Origin of the sequence: Pseudomonas sp. Q1-7 (assembly GCF_028010285.1) — a bacterium.
GTDB lineage: Bacteria > Pseudomonadota > Gammaproteobacteria > Pseudomonadales > Pseudomonadaceae > Metapseudomonas.
Genome location: NZ_CP116304.1, coordinates 2,488,816 through 2,512,395, shown reverse-complemented (window position 1 = coordinate 2,512,395; position 23,580 = coordinate 2,488,816). Strand labels below are relative to the sequence as shown.

Annotated in this window: 20 protein-coding genes; 5 read left to right on the top strand and 15 right to left on the bottom strand. The window is 64.6% G+C overall.

The features are described 5' to 3' along the window. Nucleotides 1-5: 5 nt before the first annotated feature. The gene (locus tag PJW05_RS11540) at nt 6-2,231 is read right to left on the bottom strand and encodes a DNA internalization-related competence protein ComEC/Rec2 (protein WP_271411833.1); all 2,226 of its coding nucleotides are present in this window, start codon (nt 2,229-2,231) and stop codon (nt 6-8) included. Nucleotides 2,232-2,404: 173 nt separating this feature from the next. On the opposite strand from PJW05_RS11540, the gene PJW05_RS11535 reads away from it, so the two are divergent. Beyond that, the gene (locus tag PJW05_RS11535; protein WP_271411832.1) at nt 2,405-2,932 is read left to right on the top strand and encodes a DUF2062 domain-containing protein; all 528 of its coding nucleotides are present in this window, start codon (nt 2,405-2,407) and stop codon (nt 2,930-2,932) included. Between the two features lie 49 nt (nt 2,933-2,981). On the opposite strand, the gene PJW05_RS11530 is transcribed toward PJW05_RS11535, so the two are convergent. From PJW05_RS11530 to PJW05_RS11520, 3 genes are read right to left on the bottom strand one after another with little or no spacing between them, the layout of a single operon-like run. Next, nucleotides 2,982-4,226 carry a lipoprotein-releasing ABC transporter permease subunit gene (locus tag PJW05_RS11530; RefSeq protein ID WP_271411831.1) on the bottom strand — a complete coding sequence of 415 codons (1,245 nt, stop codon included), beginning with the start codon at nt 4,224-4,226 and terminating at the stop codon, nt 2,982-2,984. A gap of 1 nt (nt 4,227) precedes the next feature. Beyond that, complete coding sequence (lolD, locus tag PJW05_RS11525; protein ID WP_271411830.1) at nt 4,228-4,911, bottom strand: lipoprotein-releasing ABC transporter ATP-binding protein LolD; 684 nt, start codon at nt 4,909-4,911, stop codon at nt 4,228-4,230. After that, nucleotides 4,904-6,154 (bottom strand): lipoprotein-releasing ABC transporter permease subunit, encoded by a 1,251-nt coding sequence (locus PJW05_RS11520; protein ID WP_271411829.1) that lies wholly within the window; start codon nt 6,152-6,154, stop codon nt 4,904-4,906. The genes lolD and PJW05_RS11520 overlap by 8 nt, the downstream gene beginning before the upstream one ends. A 167-nt stretch (nt 6,155-6,321) precedes the next feature. On the opposite strand from PJW05_RS11520, the gene PJW05_RS11515 reads away from it, so the two are divergent. Genes PJW05_RS11515 through PJW05_RS11505 form a run of 3 tightly spaced genes read left to right on the top strand, consistent with a single transcriptional unit; the run spans nt 6,322 to nt 7,931 of the window. Further along, on the top strand, nt 6,322-6,906 hold the full coding sequence (locus PJW05_RS11515; RefSeq protein WP_271411828.1) for a PilZ domain-containing protein: 585 nt from the start codon (nt 6,322-6,324) through the stop codon (nt 6,904-6,906). 9 nt (nt 6,907-6,915) lie between these two features. Next, nucleotides 6,916-7,206 (top strand): phosphodiesterase, encoded by a 291-nt coding sequence (locus PJW05_RS11510; protein ID WP_271411827.1) that lies wholly within the window; start codon nt 6,916-6,918, stop codon nt 7,204-7,206. A 2-nt stretch (nt 7,207-7,208) separates the two neighbouring features. Beyond that, nucleotides 7,209-7,931, top strand: coding sequence for a glycerophosphodiester phosphodiesterase (locus PJW05_RS11505; RefSeq protein ID WP_271411826.1), 723 nt, complete (start codon nt 7,209-7,211; stop codon nt 7,929-7,931). 157 nt (nt 7,932-8,088) lie between these two features. Here the strand turns inward: PJW05_RS11505 and sthA are convergent, their stop codons facing one another. From sthA to PJW05_RS11450, 11 genes are all read right to left on the bottom strand, one after another. Beyond that, nucleotides 8,089-9,483, bottom strand: coding sequence for a Si-specific NAD(P)(+) transhydrogenase (gene sthA, locus PJW05_RS11500; protein WP_271411825.1), 1,395 nt, complete (start codon nt 9,481-9,483; stop codon nt 8,089-8,091). Nucleotides 9,484-9,633: 150 nt separating this feature from the next. After that, entirely contained in the window at nt 9,634-9,861 is a 228-nt protein-coding gene (nqrM, locus tag PJW05_RS11495) for a (Na+)-NQR maturation NqrM (RefSeq protein WP_271411824.1), read from the bottom strand. Between the two features lie 2 nt (nt 9,862-9,863). Continuing rightward, on the bottom strand, nt 9,864-10,784 hold the full coding sequence (locus PJW05_RS11490) for an FAD:protein FMN transferase (protein ID WP_271412208.1): 921 nt from the start codon (nt 10,782-10,784) through the stop codon (nt 9,864-9,866). An 82-nt stretch (nt 10,785-10,866) separates the two neighbouring features. After that, a complete protein-coding gene (gene nqrF, locus PJW05_RS11485; protein WP_271411823.1) occupies nt 10,867-12,093 on the bottom strand; it encodes an NADH:ubiquinone reductase (Na(+)-transporting) subunit F in 1,227 nt (408 codons plus the stop codon). Nucleotides 12,094-12,102: 9 nt separating this feature from the next. After that, nucleotides 12,103-12,711, bottom strand: coding sequence for an NADH:ubiquinone reductase (Na(+)-transporting) subunit E (nqrE, locus tag PJW05_RS11480; RefSeq protein ID WP_271411822.1), 609 nt, complete (start codon nt 12,709-12,711; stop codon nt 12,103-12,105). Beyond that, a complete protein-coding gene (locus PJW05_RS11475; RefSeq protein ID WP_271411821.1) occupies nt 12,711-13,385 on the bottom strand; it encodes an NADH:ubiquinone reductase (Na(+)-transporting) subunit D in 675 nt (224 codons plus the stop codon). Before PJW05_RS11475 ends, nqrE begins: the two co-directional genes overlap by 1 nt. Next, nucleotides 13,382-14,170: a Na(+)-translocating NADH-quinone reductase subunit C gene (locus PJW05_RS11470; RefSeq protein ID WP_271411820.1), complete on the bottom strand. Its 789-nt coding sequence runs from the start codon at nt 14,168-14,170 to the stop codon at nt 13,382-13,384. The genes PJW05_RS11475 and PJW05_RS11470 overlap by 4 nt, the downstream gene beginning before the upstream one ends. Further along, nucleotides 14,163-15,374 carry an NADH:ubiquinone reductase (Na(+)-transporting) subunit B gene (locus PJW05_RS11465; RefSeq protein ID WP_271411819.1) on the bottom strand — a complete coding sequence of 404 codons (1,212 nt, stop codon included), beginning with the start codon at nt 15,372-15,374 and terminating at the stop codon, nt 14,163-14,165. The genes PJW05_RS11470 and PJW05_RS11465 overlap by 8 nt, the downstream gene beginning before the upstream one ends. After that, nucleotides 15,375-16,712, bottom strand: a complete 1,338-nt coding sequence (locus PJW05_RS11460; protein WP_271411818.1) for a Na(+)-translocating NADH-quinone reductase subunit A — start codon at nt 16,710-16,712, stop codon at nt 15,375-15,377. Nucleotides 16,713-17,025: 313 nt separating this feature from the next. Continuing rightward, nucleotides 17,026-18,423, bottom strand: a complete 1,398-nt coding sequence (locus PJW05_RS11455; protein WP_271411817.1) for an amino acid permease — start codon at nt 18,421-18,423, stop codon at nt 17,026-17,028. Nucleotides 18,424-18,516: 93 nt separating this feature from the next. Next, entirely contained in the window at nt 18,517-19,983 is a 1,467-nt protein-coding gene (locus tag PJW05_RS11450) for a glyceraldehyde-3-phosphate dehydrogenase (protein ID WP_271411816.1), read from the bottom strand. A gap of 136 nt (nt 19,984-20,119) precedes the next feature. Here PJW05_RS11450 and mfd point away from each other — a divergent pair, with 136 nt between their 5' ends. Beyond that, entirely contained in the window at nt 20,120-23,560 is a 3,441-nt protein-coding gene (gene mfd, locus PJW05_RS11445; RefSeq protein WP_271411815.1) for a transcription-repair coupling factor, read from the top strand. The last annotated feature ends 20 nt before the right edge of the window (nt 23,561-23,580 follow it).

The window sequence follows — 23,580 nt, the reverse complement described above, 5'->3', positions numbered from 1 at the left end:
CGTTCTCATTTTTCCCTCCAGAAAACGGACTTTTCCCGCCAGCCCTCGGCCTCGCCCCAGGCCCCCAGGTGCAGCCGCAATGCGCCCTGCTCCGCCGTGTCATGGATCTCGGCCGGGAGAGCCCGGACCCGCGAAACGACAAGCGGGTGCGGATGCCCGAAGGCGTTCTGGTGGCCTCGCGAGATCAGCACCTTCTCAGGCGCCACCGCGCGCAGGAAAAAGCGGGTGGAGGATGTGCGGCTGCCATGGTGGCCGGCCACCAGCCAGCGCGCCGCGAGCGGCTGGCCACTGGCGATCCAGGCCGCCTCGCCGCGGGCGCCGATATCGCCACTGAGCAGGATGCGCTCGCCATTGGCCTCGACGGCCAGTACACACGAGCTTTCATTGCTGTCGCCGGGCACGGGCCTGTGCCAGACGAGGAACTTCACCCCATCCCAGGTCCAGGCATCCCCGGCCTGGCACGGCAGCGCGCCGAGCTCGCCGGGCAACTGCCCGGCCTCTCCACCGAGCACCTTGGCGACCGTCAGCCCCCGGCTTACGGCCACAGCGCCGCCGGCGTGATCGGAGTGAGCGTGGCTGATCAGCATCAAGTCCAGCTCCCGTACTCCAAGACCTCGAAGGACCGGAATTACCACCCGCTCGCCGAGATCGAACTCGCCCTGGCGTGGACCAGCATCGTAGAGCAACGCATGCGCGCGAGTCCGAACCAGCACCGAAAGTCCCTGCCCCACATCGAGCACCCATACCTCGGCCTGACCGGCTGCCGGAAGCGCCTGCGGCGGAAACCACATCGGCAACGACAGGGCGAAGCCAAAGGCGCGCAACGGCAGGCCGGCCGGAGCGATCAACAACAGAACACCGATCGCACCCAGCAGCCAGGCCCAAAGCGGAACCCGCGACGGAATCCAGGCGGGTAGCTGCGCAGCGGCCCAGGCGAGGATCTGGAGCAGGAGTTCCAGGGCCCCTCCGGCCAGCCAGAGCAACGCTTCCCCCAGCGGGCCAACGCCGAGCAACAGGGTCCCCGACAGCGCCAGCGGCAGTACCACCAGACTGACCCAGGGCACTGCCAGCAGGTTGGCCAGCGGACCGCTGAGACTGATGGGCAAGGCCAGCGCGAGTAGCAGCGGCACCAGGCCGATCCCCATGACCCACTGGGCGCGCCACCAGGTCCGCCACCAGGACCAGGCGCCGAGTCGCCCGGCAAAGGCCAGGACCAGCAGGACCACGGCGCCGAACGAGAGCCAGAAACCAGGCAGCAGGACCACCAGCGGATCGGCCAGCAACACCGTGCAAAGCGCGACCAGCAAAGGGGTGAGCAGGCCAACGTGGCGAAAGCGCAGGCGCCAGATCAGCACTACGGCCAGCATCATGCAGGCCCGCTGCACCGGCACATCGAAGCCCGCCAGGACGCCGTAACCGAGCCCGCCCGCGAAGGCCATGGCGCAAGCCCAGGGCAACCAGGGCAGGCGTCGCGGCCAGAGTCCGAAGCGCGCGAGCGACGCCACCAGACCATAGAGCACGCCGGCGAACAGGGTGATGTGCTGGCCCGATATCACCATTAGATGAGTGGTTCCGGTGTCCTGCAGCAGGCGCCAGTCCCGCGCCTGCAGGCCGGAACTGTCGCCCAGCACCAACGCGGCGAGGCCGCCGGCTCGCCCCCAGGCGTCCACCTGCAAGACGCGCTGGCGCAGCGCATCGCGCCAGGCAACAGGCCCGCTGGCTGGCTGCAGTCGCTCGCCGACCTTGACCGAGCCGGTCGCCCCGATGCGCCGCGCCAGCAGCCAGGCCTCGTAATCGAAAGTCGCCGGATTCACCAAGCCGCGGGGCCGCTTGAGTCGGACAGCCAGGCGCCAGCGCTCCCCCGCCAGCACACGCGGACCGTCTAGCCAGGACAACCGCAGGCGCCGGGGTAGCCGCGCCCGCGTCGAATGCAGGTCCTCCAGCTCGAAACGCACCATGCCGTCGGCCGACTCCGGCAAGCCGACCACCCGCCCTTCCAGCCAGCGCACCTGACCGTCAAGCCGGGGGTCCAGGCGGTCATCCAGTGCCCATTGAGCGCTCAGGCAGGCCCAACCGAGGCCGAGCAGCAAGAGCCCTGGCCGCCAGGCACGCGAGCCCAGCAGCGCGAAGCCGAGCAGCAGTTGCAGATAGAGCCACCAGACCGGCGGCAGGCTGGGCATCCAGCGCAACAGAAGAAGGCCGACGGCAAGCGTGGCCAGGCCCGAAACCATGGTTGTCCGACTCCCTTTCCCTGGAACGGGAGGCGCGGCGACGTCCTGTACCGCCCTCCATCAGCTGCTCCGGCCGATGCAATCCCGTTTAAACTTGCCGACACAAACTGACCCGGCGATGTCATTTCCGGGTGTGCATAATACCCGGCGCTTCCGTCCGCCAGAGACCGCCCATGCCGCGTCGCATCTTCAAACGCTACATGCCGAATCCGGACACCATCAGGGACCACAAATCCCTGCGTTTTCTCGGCACCCTGATCCACGATCCGAACCTCTGGCACCTCAACCGCCACTCGGTTGCCCGCGCCATGGCCATGGGCCTGTTCGCCGCCTTCGTGCCCATCCCGATGCAGATGCTGCTGGCCGCCGGCCTGGCCATCCTGGTCCGCGCCAACCTGCCGATTTCCGTGGGCCTGGTCTGGCTGACCAACCCCATCACCATGCCACCGGTCTTCTACTGCACCTACAAGGTGGGCGCCTGGATCATGCAGATTTCCCCGCGCGCCCTACCCGATGAACTGACCTGGGAATGGATTACCCAGGAAATTTCCTCGGTCTGGCAGCCGTTTCTCCTAGGATCACTGCTCTGCGGTGTACTGATCGGCGCGCTGGCCTACATGCTGACCATGCTCTATTGGCGCTGGTGGGTCGGACACAGTTGGCGCAAGCGCCAGAAAGCCCGGCGGGAAATCAGCCGCTGAAATGAAAAACGCCGCACTCGATGCGGCGTTTTTGTTGTCGGCAGCGCACTCACTCGTAGCGCAGGGCCTCGGCCGGCTGAGTCTGCGCGGCACGCCAGGCCGGGTACAGGGTTGCCAGGAAGCTCAGCACCAGCGCCGCGCCGCAGATCAGCAACACGTCACCCAGCTGCAGCTCGGATGGCAGGTAACTGACGAAGTAGACGTCGGAGCTGAAGATCTGCCGGCCGCTGGCGCGCTCCAGGGCGGCGATCCACTCGCTGACGTTGAGGGCGGCGATGACGCCCAGCAGCGTGCCAACCAGGGTGCCGATGGCACCGATCACGCTGCCCTGCACCATGAACACCGCCATGATCTGCCGAGGCGTGGCGCCGAGGGTGCGGAGGATGGCGATATCGGCACGCTTGTCGGCCACCACCATGATCAGGGTGGCGATGATGTTGAAGGCGGCCACGGCCACGATCAGCAGCAGCAGCAGGCCAATCATGGTTTTCTCCATCTTCATGGCGCTGAACAGGCTGCCCTGGGTGTGAGTCCAGTCCTCTGACCGGTAGCCCTGGCCCAACTCGGCGACGATCTGCCGCGATACCTCGGGCGCCAGGAAGAGGTCCTTCAGGGCAATGCGCACGCTCTGCACTTCGCCGTCCTGCAGGCGCTGGATGGCCGAAGCGTCGGCGATATTGATCAACGCCAGGGAGCTGTCCAGCTCGGCACCGACCTTGAACACCCCCACCACATTAAGTCGCTGCATGCGCGGGGTGATACCGCCGGGCGCGCTGCTCACCTCGGGGACGATCAGGGTCAACTTGTCGCCAACGTTGAGGCGAAAACGCCGCGCGGTGATCTCGCCGATGACGATGCCGGACTCCCCCGCTTTCAGCGCGGCCAGGTCGCCCTGCACCATGTGCTGGCCAATGATGGAGACCTTGGTCTCCTCCTGCGGGTCGATGCCGTTGATCTGCACCGGCTGCATCATGCCCTTGTAGGAAAGCATGCCTTCCAGTTCGGCGAAGGGCACCGCTCCCACCACTTCCGGATGCTTCAGCGCCGCATCGGCCAGGCGACGCCAGTCGCTCAGCGGCTGTTCGGCACTCAGGGTGGCATGGGACACCATACCGAGGATGCGCGAGCGCATTTCCTTCTGGAAACCGTTCATCACCGACAGCACCACGATCATCGCCAGCACGCCAAGGGCGAGACCGATCATCGAGGTCAGCGAGATGAAAGAGATGTAGTGGTTGCGGCGCTTGGCGCGGGTGTAGCGCGTGCCGATGAAGAACGGGAGAGGTCTGAACATGTCAGGCAGCCACCAACCGACCGTCTTCCAGGCGCAACACCCGGTCCATCTGACGGGCCAGTTGCAGGTCGTGCGTCACCACCAGGAAGGCGGTACGCAGGGAGCGGCTGAGTTCCAGCATCAGCTCCTGGATGCCATGGGCCGTGTGCTGGTCGAGGTTGCCAGTGGGTTCGTCCAGCAATACCAGGGCTGGGTTGTTGACCAGGGCGCGGGAGATGGCCACGCGCTGGCGCTCGCCGCCGGACAACTCGGCGGGCTTGTGCGACAGGCGATGACCCAGGCCCACCCGTTCCAGCAGTGCGGTGGCGCGCTGGCGCGCCTCGGGAATGGCGGTGCGACCGATCAGCAGCGGCATGCAGACGTTCTCCAGGGCGGTGAACTCCGGCAGCAGGTGGTGGAACTGGTAGACGAAGCCCAGGGCGCGGTTGCGCAGCAAGCCGCGGGCCGTCTCACTGAGCGCTGACAGCTCCTCGCCGGCCAGCCAGACACTGCCCTTGCTTGGGGTATCCAGGCCGCCCAGCATGTTCAGCAAAGTACTCTTGCCGGAGCCGGAACTACCGACGATGGCCACCCGCTCACCCGGGTGGAGCTCCAGCTCGACGCCCGTCAGCACCTCGACCGACTGCGGGCCTTCGTCATAGCTCTTGCTCAGGTTGCGGCAACTCAGGACTGCCTTGTTACTCATAGCGCAAAGCCTCTGCTGGCTGGGTGCGCGAAGCACGCCAGGCGGGGTAAAGAGTGGCGAGGAAGCTCAGGACCAGGGCGGCGGAACAGACCAGCGCCACGTCCTCGGCCATCAACTGGGATGGCAGGTAGTCGATGAAGTACACGTCGGCATTGAGGAACTTGTGCCCCAGCAGCCGCTCCAGCAGGGCGATGGCCTCGCTCACGTTGAGCGCAGCAAGGATGCCCAGCGCCCCGCCGATGAGGGTACCGACGATGCCGATCACCGTACCCTGGACCATGAAGATGCCCATGATCTGCCTTGGCGTGGCGCCCAGGGTGCGCAGGATGGCGATGTCGCCGCGCTTGTCGGTGACCACCATCACCAGGGTGGAAATGATGTTGAAGGCGGCCACGGCGACAATCAGTAGGAGCAACAGGCCAATGATTGCCTTCTCCATCTTGATCGCCTGGTACAGGTTGCCGTGGGTGCGGGTCCAGTCACGGGCGTAGAAGTCCTCGCCTTTCAGTTCCCCGGCGATCTGCCAGGCCACCTGGGGCGCCTGGAACAGGTCGTTCAGCTTCAACCGCAGGCCCTGCACCTGGTCCGGCTGCCAGCGTTTCAACCGGGCCACGTCAGACAGGTTGGCCAGGGCCAGGAAGCCGTCCAACTCGCCAGCACCGACATGGAAGATCCCCACCACGGTGAAGCGCTTCATGCGCGGGAACACACCGGCCGGCGTTACCGCGACCTCGGGCAGCACGAAGGTAACCTTGTCCCCCATGCCCACCCCCAGCTTGGCGGCGGCGCGGTCGCCGATGACGATTCCGAACTCGCCCGGTGCCAACGAAGCCAGGCTGCCCTGGCGGAAGAAGTCACCGATGATCGAAACCTTGGACTCTTCCTGCGGGTCCACGGCATTGACCAGCACCTTCTGCACCTTGCCGTCGGCAGTCAGCAGGCCCTGGACCTGGGTGTAGGGCGCAACGGCGCTGACTTCGGAATGGCGGGCCACGCCTGCGGCCAGTTTTCGCCAGTCACCGATCGGCACGGCGGATTCGACGGTGGCATGGGGCACCATGCCTAGCACGCGGGTACGCATCTCGTGATCGAAACCGTTCATGACCGACAGCACCAGGATCATCACCAGCACGCCCAGGGCCAGGCCGATCATGGAAGTCAGGGAGATGAAGGAGACGAAGTAGCTGCGGCGCTTGGCGCGCGTGTAACGGGCGCCTATGTACAGGGACAGCGGTCTGAACATGGAAGTGGAGTTCGCTGGCGAAAGAAAGGACGTCCTTGTGGCGGGGCTTGGCGAGCAGCGTTTACACTCAAATTCTGTTCGTGATCTGTCGCGGCGCCCCGGGCGACGCAAACGGACTTGCAAAATCGGAACAGCTCTTCGACCACCACCGCTGCCATGGGTTCGCCATGTCGACACGAGACGCGGATGACCGCCGCGAATACTACCGCATCGAAGATACGATCGCACTGGAATTTCACCCGTTGAAACAGGGCGAAACAGCTGCTGGAAGCGGCGCCGACAGCGCTTCCCAGCTCTTCAGCCTGCTCAGCGAACTGCACCTGATGGACTTCGAATCCCAGCACTTGCTGCGGCATATCCATGAGCGCGATCGCACACTGGCCAACTACCTCAAGGTCATCAACAAGCGCATCGACCTACTCGGCCAGGCCCTGGCTCAGAGCCTGCTGCGGGAGATCGGCCCGGCACGCCAGGTCACCCTCTCGGAAGGCGGCATCGGTTTCAGCAGCGCGCAGCCCATCGAAGCGGGCACCCGCCTGTCGATCAAGATGGTACTGATGCCCCAGGCCCTGGGTCTGTTGTTGCGCGCCGTGGTGATCCACAACCAGGCCCGCGACGATGGCCAGTTCGATATCGGCACCGAGTTCGAGGCCCTCACCGACGCCCAGCGCCAACTGCTGGCACGACATATTCTGCAGAAGCAGGCCCAGCAGCGACGCCTGGCCCGCGAACGTTCCTCCCCTTCGCCCTGAGACCCTCGCATGACGCGTACCGGCCTGTTGCTGTCCCTGCTCCTCATTGCGCTGCCCGTAAGCGCGCAAACCCTCGAAATCCCCATCGGCGACCAGGGCGACCTGAGTCTTTCGCTGCCTGCCCGGGGCGATAGCCAGCGCGCCGTCCTGGAACGCTTTGGCCTGCCTGACACCGAGCATCCCGCGGTAGGCAAACCGCCGATCAGCCGCTGGGACTACCGCGACTTTTCGGTCTATTTCGAAAGCGGACGGGTCATCGACAGCGTTCGCCACCACCAACCCAGAGCACCTAGGGAATAAACGTGACCCTGATCTACGGCCATCGAGGCGCCAAGGGCGAATGCCCGGAAAACACCCAGGCCAGCTTCCGGCAATGCCTGTCACATGGCGTGAAGCGTTGCGAGCTGGACCTGCACCTGTCCCGTGACGGCGAGCTGATGGTAATCCACGACCCCAGCCTGAAGCGCACCACCGGCCGTCGGGGCAAGGTGGCGGAGCACGACGCCGAAGAGCTGGTGACCTATGACGCACGGCTGGGCGGCCCGGGCTGGCACCAGCCCTGCCCCATTCCGCGCCTGGCGACGCTGTTCGAACACTGCGAGTTCGATCACTGGCAACTGGAAGTGAAGAGCGCCTCGCGGGTTCGCGCCGCGCGGACCGTGCTGGCGATCCAGGAACTGGCCGAGCGCCATGGCCTGCTGGACAAGGTGACGGTCACTTCCAGTTCGCGGGAAGTACTGCGCGCCCTCAACCGGTTGACCCCGAGGTTGAGTCGCGGCCTGGTGGCGGAGTACGCCTGGCTCGATCCGCTGAAGGTGGCCAAGCACCACGGCTGCAACCTGCTGGCGCTGAACTGGACCCTGTGCACGCCGGAGCGCCTGCTGAAGGCGCAGAAGGAAGGGCTGCATGTGTCGGTATGGACGGTGAACGAACCGGCCTTGATGCGGCGCCTCGCCGACTTCGGCGCGGACAGCATCATTACCGACTTCCCGGGCCTGGCGGCGGCGACCCTCGGCGTACGCTGACGCCCTCCACCTCCCACCCAAAGCAGAACCGGCCCCAAGGGGCCGGTTCTGCTTCTGGCATCGCCTGATCAGAAGCTCTCCCGGTTCGGCCAGCGCCACGTGCGCGGATCACCGAGAGGGTCCTCCCCGGCCGGCTCAGGCGCCCGGCCGGTGCCGCTCAAAAAAGCCGGTTGAGACCGTCGAACGCCGCGACGCGGTAGGCTTCCGCCATGGTTGGGTAGTTGAAGGTGGTGTTGACGAAGTACTTGATGCTGTTCGCCTCGCCCTTCTGGTTCATGATCGCCTGGCCGATGTGCACGATTTCCGAAGCCTGGTAGCCAAAGCAATGCACACCGAGTATCTCCAGGGTCTCGCGGTGGAACAGGATCTTCAGCATGCCGACCGGCTCATGGGAAATCTGCGCACGCGCCATGCCCTTGAAGAAGGCCTTGCCCACTTCGTAGGGAATCTTCGCCTGGGTCAGTTCGCGCTCGTTCTTGCCGATGGAACTGATCTCCGGAATGGTGTAGATGCCGGTTGGCACGTCATCGACGAAGCGCCAGCTATCGTTCTCCACCGCGCTGCCGGCGGCGGAGCGGCCCTGGTCGGCAGCGGCGCTGGCCAGGCTCGGCCAGCCGATCACGTCACCGGCGGCGAAGACATTACCGACCTCGGTGCGGTAGTACTGGTCGACATTGATCTGGCCACGGCTGTTGACCTGGATGCCGATGTTCTCCAGCCCCAGCTTGTCGGTGTTGCCGGTACGGCCGTTGCACCACAGCAGGCAGTCGGCCTTGATCTTCTTGCCGGACTTGAGGTGCAGGATCACCCCGTTCTCCAGCCCCTCGATGCGCTCGTATTCCTCGTTGTGACGGATCAGCACATTGTTGTTGCGCAGGTGGTAGCTGAGCGCGTCGGAGATCTCGTCGTCAAGGAAGCTGAGCAACTGGTCGCGGTTGTCGATCAGGTCCACCAGCACGCCCAGACCGCTGAAAATCGAGGCGTACTCGGAGCCGATCACCCCGGCCCCGTAGATGATAATGCGACGCGGCGTGTGAGTGAGGCTGAGGATGGTGTCGCTGTCGTAGATGCGCGGGTGGTTGAAGTCGACGTCAGCCGGACGATACGGACGCGAGCCGGTGGCGATGATGACTTGCTTGGCCACCAGTTTCTCCACCACACCGCTGGTGCAGACCACTTCCACGGTCTGCTCATCATGGAAGCTGGCGGTGCCGAAGAACACATCAACGCGGTTGCGTGCATAGAAGCCGGTGCGCGAGGCGACCTGCTTGGCGATGACCCGCTCGGCGCTCTTCAGCACGTCGGGAAAGGAGAACCAGCGCGGCTCGCCGATCTGGCGGAACAGCGGGTTGGTGTTGTACTGCATGATCTGCCGTACCGAGTGGCGCAGGGCCTTGGACGGGATGGTGCCGAGGTGGGTGCAGTTGCCGCCGACCAGCGGGCGGTTGTCCACCACCGCCACCTTGCGCCCGGCCTTGGCGGCATTCATCGCCGCACCTTCACCCGCCGGGCCCGAACCCAGCACCACTACGTCGTAGTTGTAGACAGCCATGCTTACTCCTCATAACGGGCCGGGGCGCCTTCTGGCGCCCCCGGCAAGATCCGCGGCGAACCCCACCGCGGCATTCGGAACCTGTTTCGGCGATCCCGGGCAGGACCTGGAACTGGCGTGCAGCTTAGCCGAGCCGCCTGGCGCTGCACATTAGCGCTTGGTCGCGTCGTAGGCGAGCGTTGAATCCACTACATCGGCGCCCTGCTTCACCTCTTCGCATTTCTGCCGGTCACCACCACAGATCGAGCATTCCTTTTCGATCCCCAGGTTGGCGATACCGCCGCAGGAGCCGGCGATGGGCTTGCGCCCCATGATCACGCCAACGGCCATGCCCAGCACCACCAGCAGCATGATCAGAAATACCAGTACGAAGGTCATGTTCATTGCTCCTCTAGTTCGAACCGCTCGCGGAAGCGGCTGCTGCCATGGCTGACGAAGCCCTGGCCGTCACGGATCACGAAGAAGGCAGCGATGCCTTTGGCTTCAGCGTACGCCTCCCCCGCCTCCGGTCCCAGCACCATCAACAGGGTCGACAGACCGTCGGCCCGCAGTGCCGACTCGTCGACGACGGTCACCGCCGCCAGCTTGTGGCGAATAGGTGCCCCCGTTTGCGGGTCGAGGGTATGGGAGTAGCGCTGGCCATTCTTCTCGAAATAGTTGCGATAGTCGCCCGAGGTGGATACGCCGAGCCCATCCAGGCGCAAGACTTTCTGCGCCACCTGACGATCATCCCGCGGCGCTTCGATGGCAATGCGCCAGGGCGTGCCATCGGGCTTGAGTCCCACCGCTTTCAGCTCGCCGGTGATCTCGACCAGGGCGCTGTCGATGCCCAGCTCGCCAAGGCGCGCGACCACGCGGTCCACGGCATAGCCGGCGGCGATGCTGTTGAAGTCCAGCTGCACGGCCGCGTCCTTGCACAACTCCTGACCACGGACGGCCAGGTGCCGCTGGCCGACATCGGCACGGGCAGCAGCGATCGCCTCGGCGCTGGGCACCTGGTCGCCATGGGATTGCGGACCGAAACCCCAGAGGTTGAGCAGGGGTTCGAGCGTCATGTCGAAGGCGCCTTCACTGTCCTTCGACAGCTCGCCGGCGAACGTCACCAATTCCAGCATCGGCGCCGGCAGCGCCATGCAGCTGCCGGCCGGCAGTGCGTTGAAGCGTTCCACCTCGGAGTCTGCCCGGTAGGTGGACATCTGCCGATCGATCTCGGCGAGTATGCGCTCCACTTCGCCACGGGCCTGGTCCACGGAAGGCCCCGAGGCCGTGCGAAGGTATTTCACCGAATAGCTGCTGCCCATGGTCGGGCCACCGAACTGTTCCAGCCGATCACCGCCGCAACCGGCCAGCAGGAAGCCGGCCAGGAGCGACGGCAGCAGCGCTCTAGCCACCAAAGTCGTCCAGCAGGATGTTGTCCCGCTCCACGCCCAGGTCGGTGAGCATCTTGATCACCGCGGCGTTCATCATCGGCGGACCGCACATGTAGAACTCGCAATCCTCGGGCGCCGGGTGGTCCTTGAGGTAGTTCTCGAAAAGCACGTTGTGGATGAAGCCCTTGAGGCCGGTCCAGTTGTCCTCGGGTTGCGGGTCGGACAACGCCAGGTGCCACTCGAAGTTCGGGTTTTCCGCAGCCAGCTGGTCATACTCCTCGGTATAGAAGGCTTCACGCAGGGAGCGCGCACCGTACCAGAAGCTGATCTTGCGCTTCGAACCGAGGCGCTTGAGCTGGTCGAAGATGTGCGAGCGCATGGGCGCCATGCCCGCGCCACCGCCAATGAAGACCATCTCGGCATCGGTGTCCTTGGCGAAGAATTCGCCGAAGGGACCGTACACGGTAACTTTGTCGCCCGGCTTGAGGCTGAACACCCAGGAGGACATCTGCCCTGGCGGCAGGTCGTCCTTGCCGGGCGGCGGCGAGGCGATACGGATGTTGAACTTGACGATGCCCTTCTCGTCCGGGTAGTTGGCCATGGAGTAGGCACGGATGACGGTTTCATCCACCTTCGACACGTACTTCCACTGGTTGAACCTGTCCCAGTCGCCGCGATATTCGGGCTGGATGTCGAAGTCCTTGTAAGCCACCTGGTGCGGCGGGCACTCCAGTTGCACGTAGCCGCCGGCGCGGAAATCCACGCTCTCCCCTTCCGGCAGGCGCAGGGTCAGCTCCTTGATGAAGGTGGCCACGTTGGGATTGGACTCGACCGTGCATTCCCACTTCTTCACCCCGAAGACCTCTTCCGGTACTTCGATGTGCATGTCCTGCTTGACCGGGGTCTGGCACGACAGGCGCCAGCCTTCCTTCGCCTGGCGGCGAGTGAAGTGGGACTCCTCGGTGGGCAGCATCTCGCCGCCGCCACTCTCGACGATGCACTTGCACTGGGCACAGGTGCCGCCGCCGCCGCAAGCGGAAGAGAGGAACAGGTTTTGCGAGGCCAGGGTCTGCAGCAGCTTGCCGCCGGCCGGCACGGTGATGGTGCGTTCGCCGTTGATCACGATGTTCACGTCGCCGCTGGAGACCAGCTTGGCGCGGGCCGCGAGGATGATCACCACCAGTGCGAGGACGATGGCGGTGAACATGCCAATGGCCAGGAAGATTTCAAAACTCGGCATGTCGTCTCCTTACAACTGGACGCCCGAGAAGGACATGAAGCCCAGCGACATCAGGCCGATGGTGATGAAGGTGATGCCCAGCCCCTGCAGGCCTTCGGGCACATCACTGTACTTGAGCTTCTCGCGGATACCCGCCAGGAGCGCGATGGCCAGAGCCCAGGAGAAGCCGGAACCCACGCCGTAGACCACGCTCTCGCTCAGGTTGTAGTCGCGCTCCACCATGAACAGGGTGCCGCCCATGATCGCGCAGTTCACGGTGATCAGCGGCAGGAACACGCCGAGGGCGTTGTAGAGGGCGGGCACGTACTTGTCGAGCAGCATCTCGAGGATCTGCACGATGGCGGCAATCACCCCGATGTAACTGAGCAGGCCGAGGAACGACAGGTCGACTTCCGGCAGGCCGGCCCAGGCCAGCGCGCCATCCTTGAGCAGGTAGGTGAAGATCAGGTTGTTGGCGGGCACGGTGATGGCCTGCACGACGATTACCGCGATGCCAAGGCCGATGGCGGTCTCCACCTTCTTGGAAATGGCGATGAAGGTGCACATGCCGAGGAAGAAGGCCAGGGCCATGTTCTCGACGAACACGGCCTTCACGAACAGGCTGAGGTAATGCTCCATCAGTAGGCCTCCTTGTTGGATACCTGGGGCGCGATCTTGTAGCTCGGCGCTTCCTTCTGCTCAGTCTTCCAACTGCGCAGGGTCCAGATGATCAGGCCGATCAGGAAGAAGGCCGAAGGCGGCAACAGCAGCAGGCCGTTGGGCTGGTACCAGCCGCCGTCATTGATCACCGGCAGCACCTCGTAGCCCAGCAACTTGCCGGCGCCGAACAGCTCGCGAACGATGCCGAGCAGGACCAGCATGGCGCTGTAGCCCAGGCCGTTGCCGATGCCGTCGAAGAAGGACAGCAGCGGCGGGTTGGCCATCGCGAAGGCTTCCGCGCGGCCCATCACGATACAGTTGGTGATGATCAGGCCGACGAACACCGAAAGCTGCTTGGACAGACTGAAGGCATAGGCCTTGAGCACCTGATCGACCACGATCACCAGCGAGGCGATGATCACCATCTGCACGATCATGCGGATGGAGCTCGGGATCTGGCTGCGGATCATCGAGATGAACAGGTTGGAGAAGCCGGTCACCAGGGTCAGGGCGACGGACATCACCAGCGCGGTCTTCAGGTTCGAAGTGACCGCCAGCGCCGAGCAGATGCCGAGGATCTGCAGGCCGATGGGGTTGTTGTGCAGGATCGGGTCCAGCAGGACCGAGCGGATAGTCGGTTGCGCCATGCTCATGCTCCTCCCTTGTTCAGCTTGTCCAGGAACGGACCGAAGCCATTCTCGCCGAGCCAGAAATGCAGCAGGTTGTTGACGCCCTTGCTGGTCAGCGTGGCGCCGGCCAGGCCGTCCACCTGGTGAACGGCATTGGGCGAGGCGGAATCGACGCTGCCCTTGATGATCTGGATCGCCAGTTGGCCCTGCTCGTCGAACAGGCTCTTGCCGTTCCACAGCGCCTTCCACTTCGGATTGTCCACCTCGCCACCCAGACCGGGCGTCTCGCCGTGCTGGTAGAAGCCGAGGCCGACCACGGTGTTCAGGTCACCCTTGAGCGCCAGGAAGCCGTAGAGGGTGGACCACAGGCCATAACCTCGCACCGGAAGGATCAGGGTATCGAGCTTGCCGTCCTGCTCCACCAGGTAGACGGTGGAATAACGCTCGCGACGCTTGATGGACGCGATGTCCTGCCCGGCGGGCAGCGCATCGGAGAGCGTCGGGTCCTTGGCGGCCTTCAGCGGATCGAAGCCGGCCGCCTGGACCGCGTCGGTGAAGTCGCCGCTGGACAGGTCAACCACCTTGGCGGTGATGCGTTCGGCGTAACGCTTCTTCACCTCGCCAGCGGACATGCCCGGCTCGTCCAGGCCGGCGATGGCGAGAATGCTGCGCTGCTTGTCCAGCTCGCGGTTCTCCACCTGCACCGGCTTGAGCGCGACGGCGCCGCCAGCGACGAACACGGAACACACCAGGCAGACCACCAGGGCCACCATCAGGGTGCGGACAGTGGATTCTTTCTGGTCAGCCATTGCGTGCCAGCCTCCGCTTGATATTGGCCTGGACGACGAAATGGTCGATCAGGGGCGCGAACAGGTTGGCGAAGAGAATCGCCAGCATCATGCCTTCCGGGAAGGCCGGGTTGACCACGCGGATCAATACCACCATCAGGCCGATCAGGGCGCCAAAGACCCATTTGCCGGTGTCGGTCATGGAGGCGGAGACCGGGTCGGTGGCCATGAACATCATGCCGAAGGCGAAGCCGCCCAGGACCAGGTGCCAGTACCAGGGCATGGCGAACATCGGATTCGTCTCGGAACCGATGGCATTGAACAGCCAACTGCTGGCGATCATGCCCAGCATCACGCCGGCGACGATGCGCCAGGAGGCGATGCGGGTGATCAGCAGCACGCCGCCGCCAATCAGGATGGCCAGGGTGCTGGTCTCGCCGATGGAGCCATGGATAGTGCCGAGGAAAGCGTCCATCCAGCTGATGCCGTGACCGACGATGCTCTCCACGCCACCGGCAGCGCCAAGGCCCAGGGAGGTCGCGCCGGCGAAGCCGTCCACCGCGGTCCAGACTCCGTCGCCGGATATCTGCGCCGGATAGGCGAAGAACAGGAAGGCGCGGCCGGCAAGGGCCGGGTTGAGGAAGTTCTTGCCGGTACCGCCGAAGACTTCCTTGCCCAGCACCACGCCAAAGCTGATGCCCAGCGCCACCTGCCACAGCGGAATGCTCGGCGGCAGGGTCAGGGCGAAGAGCACCGAGGTAACGAAGAAGCCTTCGTTCACCTCATGGCGACGGATGGAGGCGAACAGCACCTCCCAGAAGCCGCCGACGATGAAGGTCACGGCATAGATGGGCAGGAACCAGGCAGCGCCCTGGATGAAGTTGTCCCACAGGCTGTTCGGGTCGAACCCGCCCAGGGAGCCGATCAGGGCGAAGCGCCAGCCATCCTGGGCCGCCAGCAGCTCGGGGCTCTGGGCGAACACCAGGTTGGCCTGGTAGCCGACGTTCCACATGCCGAAGAACATGGCCGGGAAGGTGCAGAGCCAGACGGTGATCATCATCCGCTTGAGGTCGATGCCGTCGCGCACGTGCGCGGTGGTGCGGGTGACGCTGGCGGGGCGATAGAAAAAGGTGTCGATCGCCTCGTAGAGGGCGTACCACTTTTCGTAACGACCGCCCTGCTCGAAGTTGTGCTCGATCTTGTCGAGGAATTTGCGCAGGCCCATTCAGCCCTCCTTCTCGATACGGCTGAGGTTGTCCCGAAGGATCGGGCCGTACTCATACTTGCCGGCGCAGACGTAGCTGCACAGTGCCAGGTCCTCTTCATCCAGCTCCAGGCAGCCGAGCTTCTGCGCCATTTCGGTGTCGCCGACAATCAGGTAGCGCAGCAGTTGAGTGGGCAGGATGTCCAGGGGCATCACTGCCTCGTAGTTGCCCACCGGCACCATGGCGCGCGGGCTGCCGTTGGTGCTGGTGCTGAAGGCGAACTTGCGGCCACCCAGCAGCTTGGAAACGAAGATGTTCAGCACCGAATGCTTGTTCACCCCGGCGCGCAGGTAGTGCAGCAGCTCGCGATCACTGCCTTCCGCAAGGCAGGACACCTGCAGGTGATAGCGACCCAGGTAGGCGCAGGCGCCACGAGACGTGCGTCCGCCGAGCAGGGAGCCGGAGACCACGCGATTCGCACCGGGCTGCAGCTCACCGGCGGTGAGTTCGTCCAGGTTCGCGCCCAGACGGGTGCGCAGCAGGCGCGGCTTCTCCACCGCCGGCCCCGCCAGGGCGACCACACGCTCGACCCAGAGCCGACCGCTGGTGAACAGCTTGCCGATGGCGATCACATCCTGATAGCCAATGTGCCAGACGCTTTTGCTGGCGCTCACCGGATCGAGGAAATGGATGTGGGTACCGGGCAGGCCAGCCGGATGCGGCCCGGCGAAGGACTCACTGCGGACCTGGGCCAGGCCTTCGCCCGGCAGGCTGGCATCCTCGGCCTTGCAGAGGAAGACGCGCGCCAGGCGGGCGAGGACCTTGAGGCCGTGCTCGAAGTCTTCGGCGTGCTCGGCGATCACGATGGCGGGATCGGCGGCCAGCGGATGAGTATCCATCGCGGTCACGAAGATCGAGCTGGGGGTGGCGTCGATGGCCGGCACGCGGCTGAATGGCCGGGTGCGCAGGGCGGTCCAGAGGCCGGACCGCACCAGGTTGTCACGCACCTGCTGCGCGTCCAACTGGTCGAGTTGCGCGGCGGGATATTGCTCGAAACGAACTTCGTCGTCGCCGTCGACATCGATCACCACCGACTGCAGTACACGCTGCTCGCCACGGTGAATGGCGCTGATCACGCCGGCGGCGGGCGCGGTATGGATCACGCCCGGGGTCTTCTTGTCGGAGAACAATGGCTGACCGAGCTTGACCCGATCCCCCACCTGGACATCCATGGTCGGCTTCATGCCGTGGTAGTCGAAGCCGATGACGGCAACGCTCCGAACCGGGCGTCCGGCGTCGATTCGCTGGACGGGCTCCCCCACCACCGGCAGGTCCAGCCCTCGCTTGATTCTGATCATAGGTTTCGCCTGATACAGGATTTCTGCCCGCAATACCCGGGCCCCGGGGCCCAAACGCCCAACTCGCACCAACATGGGATGGCACGACTGTGCTGCATTTCGGACGGTTAAGCGGCGGATTATAGAGAGCCGCTCCCGCGCTTGCCAGCCAAGCCCTTTCTTTTCAGTGGTTTAGCCAGTCCAGGGCAACCCAGCGTCCGTTTGTGAACCACGGGTCGACCGCTCTACCCCCCGCCCTTTGGCGACAGCCGCACCCTGCGCGCAAAAAAACGGGAGCCGATGGCTCCCGTTCCTTGTGGCCCCCTACCCCGCCTCAGTGGGCGGTAGCGCGAGCGGCAGAGCGCTTGAACCAATAGCAGACACCAATCAGCGCCAGCCAGAAGGGAATGGCGTAGACCGACACGTTGATGCCCGGAATCATCAGCATTACACCCAGGATCAGCGCCACGAAGGCCAGACACAGGTAATTGCCGACGGGATACCAGAACGCCTTGAAGAAGGGCTGAATGCCCTGGGCGTTCAGGCTCTTGCGGAACATCAGGTGAGACAGGCTGATCATGGCCCAGTTGATCACCAGGGCCGCGACCACCAGCGCCATCAACAGCTCAAGGGCTTTCTGCGGCGCCAGGTAGTTGACCACCACGCAGAGGAAGGTGATCAGCGCCGAGACACCGATGGCCAGTACCGGCACGCCTCGGTCATCCACCTTCATCAGCGCCCGGGGCGCATCGCCCTGCTCGGCCAGACCATAGAGCATCCGGCTGTTGCAGTAGACGCCGCTGTTGTAAACCGACAGCGCGGCGGTGAGCACCACGAAATTGAGGATATGGGCGGCGGCGTCGCTGCCGATCAGGGAGAAAATCTGCACGAAGGGGCTGCCGCTGTAGGGATCGCCAGCGGCGCCCAGGGTTTCCAGCAACTTGTCCCAAGGGTACAGCATCAGCAACACACTGAGGGCCCCGATATAGAAAATCAGAATGCGGTAGATCACCTGATTGATCGCCTTCGGGATCACCTTCTTCGGCTCGCTGGCCTCGGCTGCGGTGATACCCACCAGCTCCAGGCCACCGAAGGAGAACATAATGATGGCCAGGACCATCACCAGGCCTTCGATGCCATTAGGGAAGAAGCCGCCATGACTCCAGAGGTTGTCGACCGCCGCCTGCGGACCACCTTCGCCGCTGACCAGCAGGTAGATACCCAGGACGATCATGCCGATGATGGCGACCACTTTGATCAGGGCGAACCAGAATTCAGCTTCGCCGAACACCTTCACATTGGCCAGGTTGATCAGGTTGATCAGCACGAAGAAGACCGCCGCCGACACCCAGGTGGGCACCTCGGGCCACCAGAACTGGATGTATTTGCCCACGGCCGTCAGTTCGGCCATGCCGACCAGCACATAGAGCACCCAGTAGTTCCAGCCGGAAAGAAAACCCGCATAGCCACCCCAGTACTTGTGGGCGAAATGGCTGAAGGAACCGGCCACCGGCTCTTCGACGATCATTTCGCCCAGCTGGCGCATGATCAGGAACGCAAAGAAGCCGGCGACGGCATAGCCGAGAATCATCGACGGACCGGCCGACTTGAGCACCCCGGCCGAGCCCAGGAACAGGCCGGTACCGATGGCGCCGCCCAGCGCGATAAGCTGGATGTGGCGGTTTTTCAGGCCCCTTTTAAGCGGCCCCTGGTGAAGGTGGTGTCCTTCCATCTGGGAATTCCCCGAGCGATTCTTGTTATCCGATTACAAACGCAACAATGAAAAACGGGAGCCCGAAAGCTCCCGTTCTTCACAGGTCACGACTTAGCGCGGGAACGCCGGCGGGTTGACCCCGGCCATGTCTTCCATCACGCGTACCACCTGGCAGCTGTAACCGAACTCGTTGTCGTACCAGACGTACAGGACAACGCGGTTGTCGTTGCAGATGGTGGCTTCGGCGTCTACCACGCCGGCGTGGCGGGAGCCGACGAAGTCGGAGGACACCACTTCCTGGGAAGAGACGTAGTCGATCTGCTTGTGCAGGTCCGAATGCATGGCCATCTGGCGCAGGTATTCGTTGATCTCGTCGCGGCTGGTGGCCTTCTCCAGGTTCAGGTTCAGGATCGCCATGGAGACGTTCGGCGTCGGAACGCGGATCGCGTTGCCGGTCAGCCTGCCTTTCAGGACAGGCAGGGCCTTGGCGGCGGCGGTGGCGGCACCGGTCTCGGTGATCACCATGTTCAGCGGAGCGCTGCGGCCGCGACGGCTGCCCTTGTGGAAGTTGTCGATCAGGTTCTGGTCGTTGGTGTACGAGTGAACGGTTTCGACGTGGCCGTTGACGATGCCGTACTGATCGTTGACCGCCTTCAGCACCGGCACGATGGCGTTGGTGGTGCAGGAAGCGGCGGAGACGATCTTGTCGTCAGCAGTGATGTCGCCGTGGTTGATGCCGTGAACGATGTTCTTCAGCGCGCCCTTGCCCGGAGCGGTCAGGACCACGCGATCGATACCCGGGCATTTCAGGTGCTGGCCCAGGCCATCGGCGTCACGCCATTTGCCGGTGTTATCCACCAGCAGGGCATTCTTGATGCCGTACTGGGTGTAGTCGATCGAAGCGGGATCGTTGGAGTAGATCACCTGGATCAGGTTGCCGTTGGCGGTCAGGGTGCTGTTGGCCTCGTCGATGACGATGGTGCCATCGAACGGACCGTGCACGGAGTCGCGACGCAGCAGGCTGGCACGCTTGACCAGGTCGTTTTCCGCGCCCTTGCGGACGACGATGGCGCGCAGGCGCAGGCCGTCGCCGCCACCGGTCTTCTCGATCAGGATACGCGCCAGCAGGCGGCCGATGCGGCCGAAGCCGTACAGGACGACGTCGGTGCCTTCGCGGGCGTTGCCGTTCTGCTTGCCGACCACGTCGGCCAGTTCATCCTTGGTGAACTGCTCGATGCTGCGGCCGTTACCTTCGGCCTTGTACTTGGCAACCATCTTGCCCAGGTCCACGGAGGCGGCGCCCAGTTTGAGCTCGCTCATGGCCTTGAGGATCGGGAAGGTTTCGTGAACCGACAGTTCAGCTTCGTCCGCCAGGCGGTGACGGGCAAAACGGTGCGCCTTGAGGATGGCGATCACGGAGCGGTTGATCAGGCCACGGCCATAGATCGAAGTCACAACATTATTGTTGCGATACAGCTGGCCAATCATCGGAATCATGGCTTCCGCGAGGGCTTCACGATCGATCCATTCACCGAGACACTGGTCGGGCTTCTGAGTCACGGGCAGTACCTTCCACATGTAGGGGATGAAAAAAGGGGCTACATTATGACGGCGCGCGCAGGCGGCGGCAATCAGCAGCGGCCCCAACACTGACATCCGCTAGTCGGGATAGTTACAATCCGCCGATCTTTTCCCGACCGGAGCCCCCTTGCCCGTGTCCGTATTGCGCCTCCCGCCCCTGCCCTCCGCCGCCGGCAAGCAGCATTGGGGCAACCTGCCCGGTGCTGCCCTGAGCCTGGCCATCGCCGAAGCCACCAGCGCCGGCAAGCGTTTCACCCTGCTGCTGACGGCCGACAGCCAGACTGCCGAACGCCTGGAACAGGAACTCGGCTTCTTCGCCCCGGAACTGGACGTCCTGCACTTTCCCGACTGGGAAACCCTGCCCTACGACCTCTTCTCGCCGCACCAGGACATCATTTCCCAGCGCGTCGACACCCTCTACCGGCTCCCCGAAGTCAGGCGCGGCGTACTGGTCGTGCCGATCACCACCGCCCTGCACCGCCTGGCGCCAACGCGCTTTCTGCTTGGCTCCAGCCTGGTGCTGGATGTCGGCCAGAAGCTCGATGTGGAACAGATGCGCCTGCGCCTGGAGGCAGCCGGCTATCGCTGCGTGGACACCGTCTACGAACACGGCGAGTTCGCCGTGCGCGGCGCGCTGATCGACCTCTTCCCCATGGGCAGCGACCAACCCTACCGGATCGACCTGTTCGACGACGAGATCGAGACCCTGCGCACCTTCGACCCGGAAACCCAGCGCTCGGTGGACAAGGTGGACTCCATCCGCCTGCTGCCGGCCCGCGAGTTCCCGCTGGACAAGAAAGCCGTCACCGACTTCCGCGGACGCTTCCGCGAGCGCTTCGACGTAGACTTCCGCCGCTGCCCCATCTACCAGGACCTGGCCAGCGGCATCACCCCCGCCGGCATCGAGTACTATCTGCCGCTGTTCTTCGAGGAGACCGCGACGCTCTTCGACTACCTGCCAACGGACACCCAGGTGTTTTCCCTGCCGGGCATCGAACAGGCTGCCGAACAGTTCTGGGCCGATGTCCGCAACCGCTACGAGGAGCGGCGCGTCGACCCAGAGCGCCCCCTGGTCCCCCCCGCCGAACTCTTCCTGCCCGTGGAGGACTGCTTCGCCCGCCTCAAGGGTTCGCCGCGCCTGGTGCTGAGCCAGGAAGACCTCGAGCCCGGCGTCGGCCGTGAGCGTTTCTCCGCCCGCGCCCTGCCCGACCTGGCGATCCAGGCCAAGGCCACGGAACCGCTGGCCGCCTTGCGCCGGTTCCTCGACGAATTCCCCGGCCGCGTGCTATTCAGCGCCGAATCGGCGGGACGTCGCGAAGTGCTGCTGGAAATGCTTGCCCGCCTCAAGGTACGCCCGCAGGAAGTCGAAGGCTGGCCGGCCTTCATCGCCAGCGACCAGCGCCTGGCCATCACCATCGCCCCGCTGGACGAAGGCCTGCTGCTGGATGATCCGGGCATCGCGCTGATCGCCGAGAGCCCGCTCTTCGGCCAGCGGGTAATGCAGCGTCGGCGCCGCGAGCGCCGTGGCGACGCCGGCGACAACGTGATCAAGAACCTCGCGGAGCTGCGCGAGGGCGCCCCCGTGGTGCACATCGACCACGGAGTCGGCCGCTACCTGGGCCTGATCACCCTGGAAATCGACGACCAGGCCGCCGAATTCCTCGCCCTGCAATACGCCGAGGACGCCAAGCTCTATGTGCCGGTGGCCAGCCTCCACCTGATCGCTCGCTACACCGGCAGCGACGACGCCCTGGCCCCGCTGCACCGCCTCGGCTCGGAAGCCTGGCAGAAGGCCAAGCGCAAGGCTGCCGAACAGGTCCGCGACGTCGCTGCCGAACTGCTGGATATCTACGCCCGCCGGGCCGCCCGCGAAGGCTATGCGTTCAAGGACCCGAAGGCCGACTACGCGACCTTCTCAGCCGGCTTCCCCTTCGAGGAAACCCCCGACCAGCAGGCCGCCATCGAAGCGGTGCTGGCGGACATGCTGGCGCCCAAGCCGATGGACCGCCTGGTTTGCGGCGACGTCGGCTTCGGCAAGACTGAAGTCGCCATGCGCGCGGCCTTCGTCGCCGTCCACAGTGGCAGACAGGTCGCGGTGCTGGTCCCTACGACCTTGCTCGCCCAGCAGCACTACAACAGCTTCCGCGACCGCTTCGCCGACTGGCCGGTGACCGTGGAGGTGATGAGCCGATTCAAGTCAGCCAAGGAAGTGGAAGGTGCGGCGCAGCAGCTGGCCGAAGGCAAGATCGACATCATCATCGGCACCCACAAGCTGCTGCAGGATGACGTGCGCTTCAAGAACCTCGGCCTGGCGATCATCGACGAAGAACACCGCTTCGGCGTGCGCCAGAAGGAGCAGTTGAAGTCCCTGCGCAGCGAAGTGGACATCCTCACCCTCACCGCCACGCCCATTCCACGCACCCTGAACATGGCCGTGGCGGGCATGCGCGACCTGTCGATCATCGCCACGCCCCCGGCGCGCCGCCTGTCCGTGCGCACCTTCGTCATGGAGCGGCAAAACACCGCGATCAAGGAGGCCCTGCTGCGCGAGTTGCTGCGCGGCGGCCAGGTCTACTACCTGCACAACGAGGTGGCGACCATCGAGAAATGCGCCGCCGAGTTGGCCGAGCTGGTGCCAGAGGCGCGCATCGCCGTCGGTCACGGGCAAATGCGCGAACGTGAACTCGAACAGGTGATGAGCGATTTCTACCACAAGCGCTTCAACGTGCTGGTGGCCTCCACCATCATCGAGACCGGCATCGACGTGCCCAGCGCCAACACCATCGTCATCGAGCGCGCCGACAAGTTCGGCCTGGCCCAGTTGCACCAGTTGCGCGGCCGGGTCGGCCGCAGCCACCACCAGGCCTATGCCTACCTGCTGACGCCGCCGCGCAAGCAAATGACCCCGGACGCCGAGAAGCGCCTGGAGGCCATCGCCAATGCCCAGGACCTCGGCGCCGGCTTCGTCCTCGCCACCCACGACCTGGAAATCCGTGGCGCCGGCGAACTGCTGGGCGAGGGCCAGAGCGGGCAAATCCAGGCCGTCGGCTTCACCCTCTACATGGAAATGCTCGAGCGCGCAGTGAAAGCCATCCGCAAGGGCGAACAACCCAACCTGGAGCAACCGCTGGGCGGCGGACCGGAAATCAACCTGCGGGTGCCGGCGCTGATCCCGGAGGACTACCTGCCGGACGTGCACGCGCGGCTGATCCTCTACAAGCGCATCGCCTCCGCAGCCGACGAGGACGGCCTGAAAGAACTGCAGGTGGAGATGATCGACCGCTTCGGCTTGCTGCCCGAGCCCACCAAGCACCTGGTGCGCCTGACCCTACTTAAACTGCAGGCGGAGAAGCTCGGCATCAGAAAGGTCGACGCCGGCCCCCAGGGCGGCCGCATCGAGTTCGCCGCCGACACCTGTGTCGACCCGCTGGTGCTGATCAAGCTGATCCAGGGCCAGCCCAAGCGCTACAAGTTCGAAGGCGCCACCCAGTTCAAGTTCCAGGTTCCCATGGAACGCCCGGAAGAACGCTTCAATACCCTTGAAGCGCTGTTCGAACGCCTGACCCCGCAGTAGTCTGCGGAACGATGCCCCAA

What these genes read in the sequence shown, in the direction of transcription:
- PJW05_RS11540 (WP_271411833.1), bottom strand. Translation starts at nt 2,231, where the DNA reads ATGGTTTCGGGCCTGGCCACGCTTGCCGTCGGCCTTCTTCTGTTGCGC.
- PJW05_RS11535 (WP_271411832.1), top strand. Translation starts at nt 2,405, where the DNA reads ATGCCGCGTCGCATCTTCAAACGCTACATGCCGAATCCGGACACCATC.
- PJW05_RS11530 (WP_271411831.1), bottom strand. Translation starts at nt 4,226, where the DNA reads ATGTTCAGACCTCTCCCGTTCTTCATCGGCACGCGCTACACCCGCGCC.
- lolD (WP_271411830.1), bottom strand. Translation starts at nt 4,911, where the DNA reads ATGAGTAACAAGGCAGTCCTGAGTTGCCGCAACCTGAGCAAGAGCTAT.
- PJW05_RS11520 (WP_271411829.1), bottom strand. Translation starts at nt 6,154, where the DNA reads ATGTTCAGACCGCTGTCCCTGTACATAGGCGCCCGTTACACGCGCGCC.
- PJW05_RS11515 (WP_271411828.1), top strand. Translation starts at nt 6,322, where the DNA reads ATGTCGACACGAGACGCGGATGACCGCCGCGAATACTACCGCATCGAA.
- PJW05_RS11510 (WP_271411827.1), top strand. Translation starts at nt 6,916, where the DNA reads ATGACGCGTACCGGCCTGTTGCTGTCCCTGCTCCTCATTGCGCTGCCC.
- sthA (WP_271411825.1), bottom strand. Translation starts at nt 9,483, where the DNA reads ATGGCTGTCTACAACTACGACGTAGTGGTGCTGGGTTCGGGCCCGGCG.
- nqrM (WP_271411824.1), bottom strand. Translation starts at nt 9,861, where the DNA reads ATGACCTTCGTACTGGTATTTCTGATCATGCTGCTGGTGGTGCTGGGC.
- PJW05_RS11490 (WP_271412208.1), bottom strand. Translation starts at nt 10,784, where the DNA reads ATGGGCAGCAGCTATTCGGTGAAATACCTTCGCACGGCCTCGGGGCCT.
- nqrF (WP_271411823.1), bottom strand. Translation starts at nt 12,093, where the DNA reads ATGCCGAGTTTTGAAATCTTCCTGGCCATTGGCATGTTCACCGCCATC.
- nqrE (WP_271411822.1), bottom strand. Translation starts at nt 12,711, where the DNA reads ATGGAGCATTACCTCAGCCTGTTCGTGAAGGCCGTGTTCGTCGAGAAC.
- PJW05_RS11475 (WP_271411821.1), bottom strand. Translation starts at nt 13,385, where the DNA reads ATGAGCATGGCGCAACCGACTATCCGCTCGGTCCTGCTGGACCCGATC.
- PJW05_RS11470 (WP_271411820.1), bottom strand. Translation starts at nt 14,170, where the DNA reads ATGGCTGACCAGAAAGAATCCACTGTCCGCACCCTGATGGTGGCCCTG.
- PJW05_RS11465 (WP_271411819.1), bottom strand. Translation starts at nt 15,374, where the DNA reads ATGGGCCTGCGCAAATTCCTCGACAAGATCGAGCACAACTTCGAGCAG.
- PJW05_RS11460 (WP_271411818.1), bottom strand. Translation starts at nt 16,712, where the DNA reads ATGATCAGAATCAAGCGAGGGCTGGACCTGCCGGTGGTGGGGGAGCCC.
- PJW05_RS11455 (WP_271411817.1), bottom strand. Translation starts at nt 18,423, where the DNA reads ATGGAAGGACACCACCTTCACCAGGGGCCGCTTAAAAGGGGCCTGAAA.
- PJW05_RS11450 (WP_271411816.1), bottom strand. Translation starts at nt 19,983, where the DNA reads ATGTGGAAGGTACTGCCCGTGACTCAGAAGCCCGACCAGTGTCTCGGT.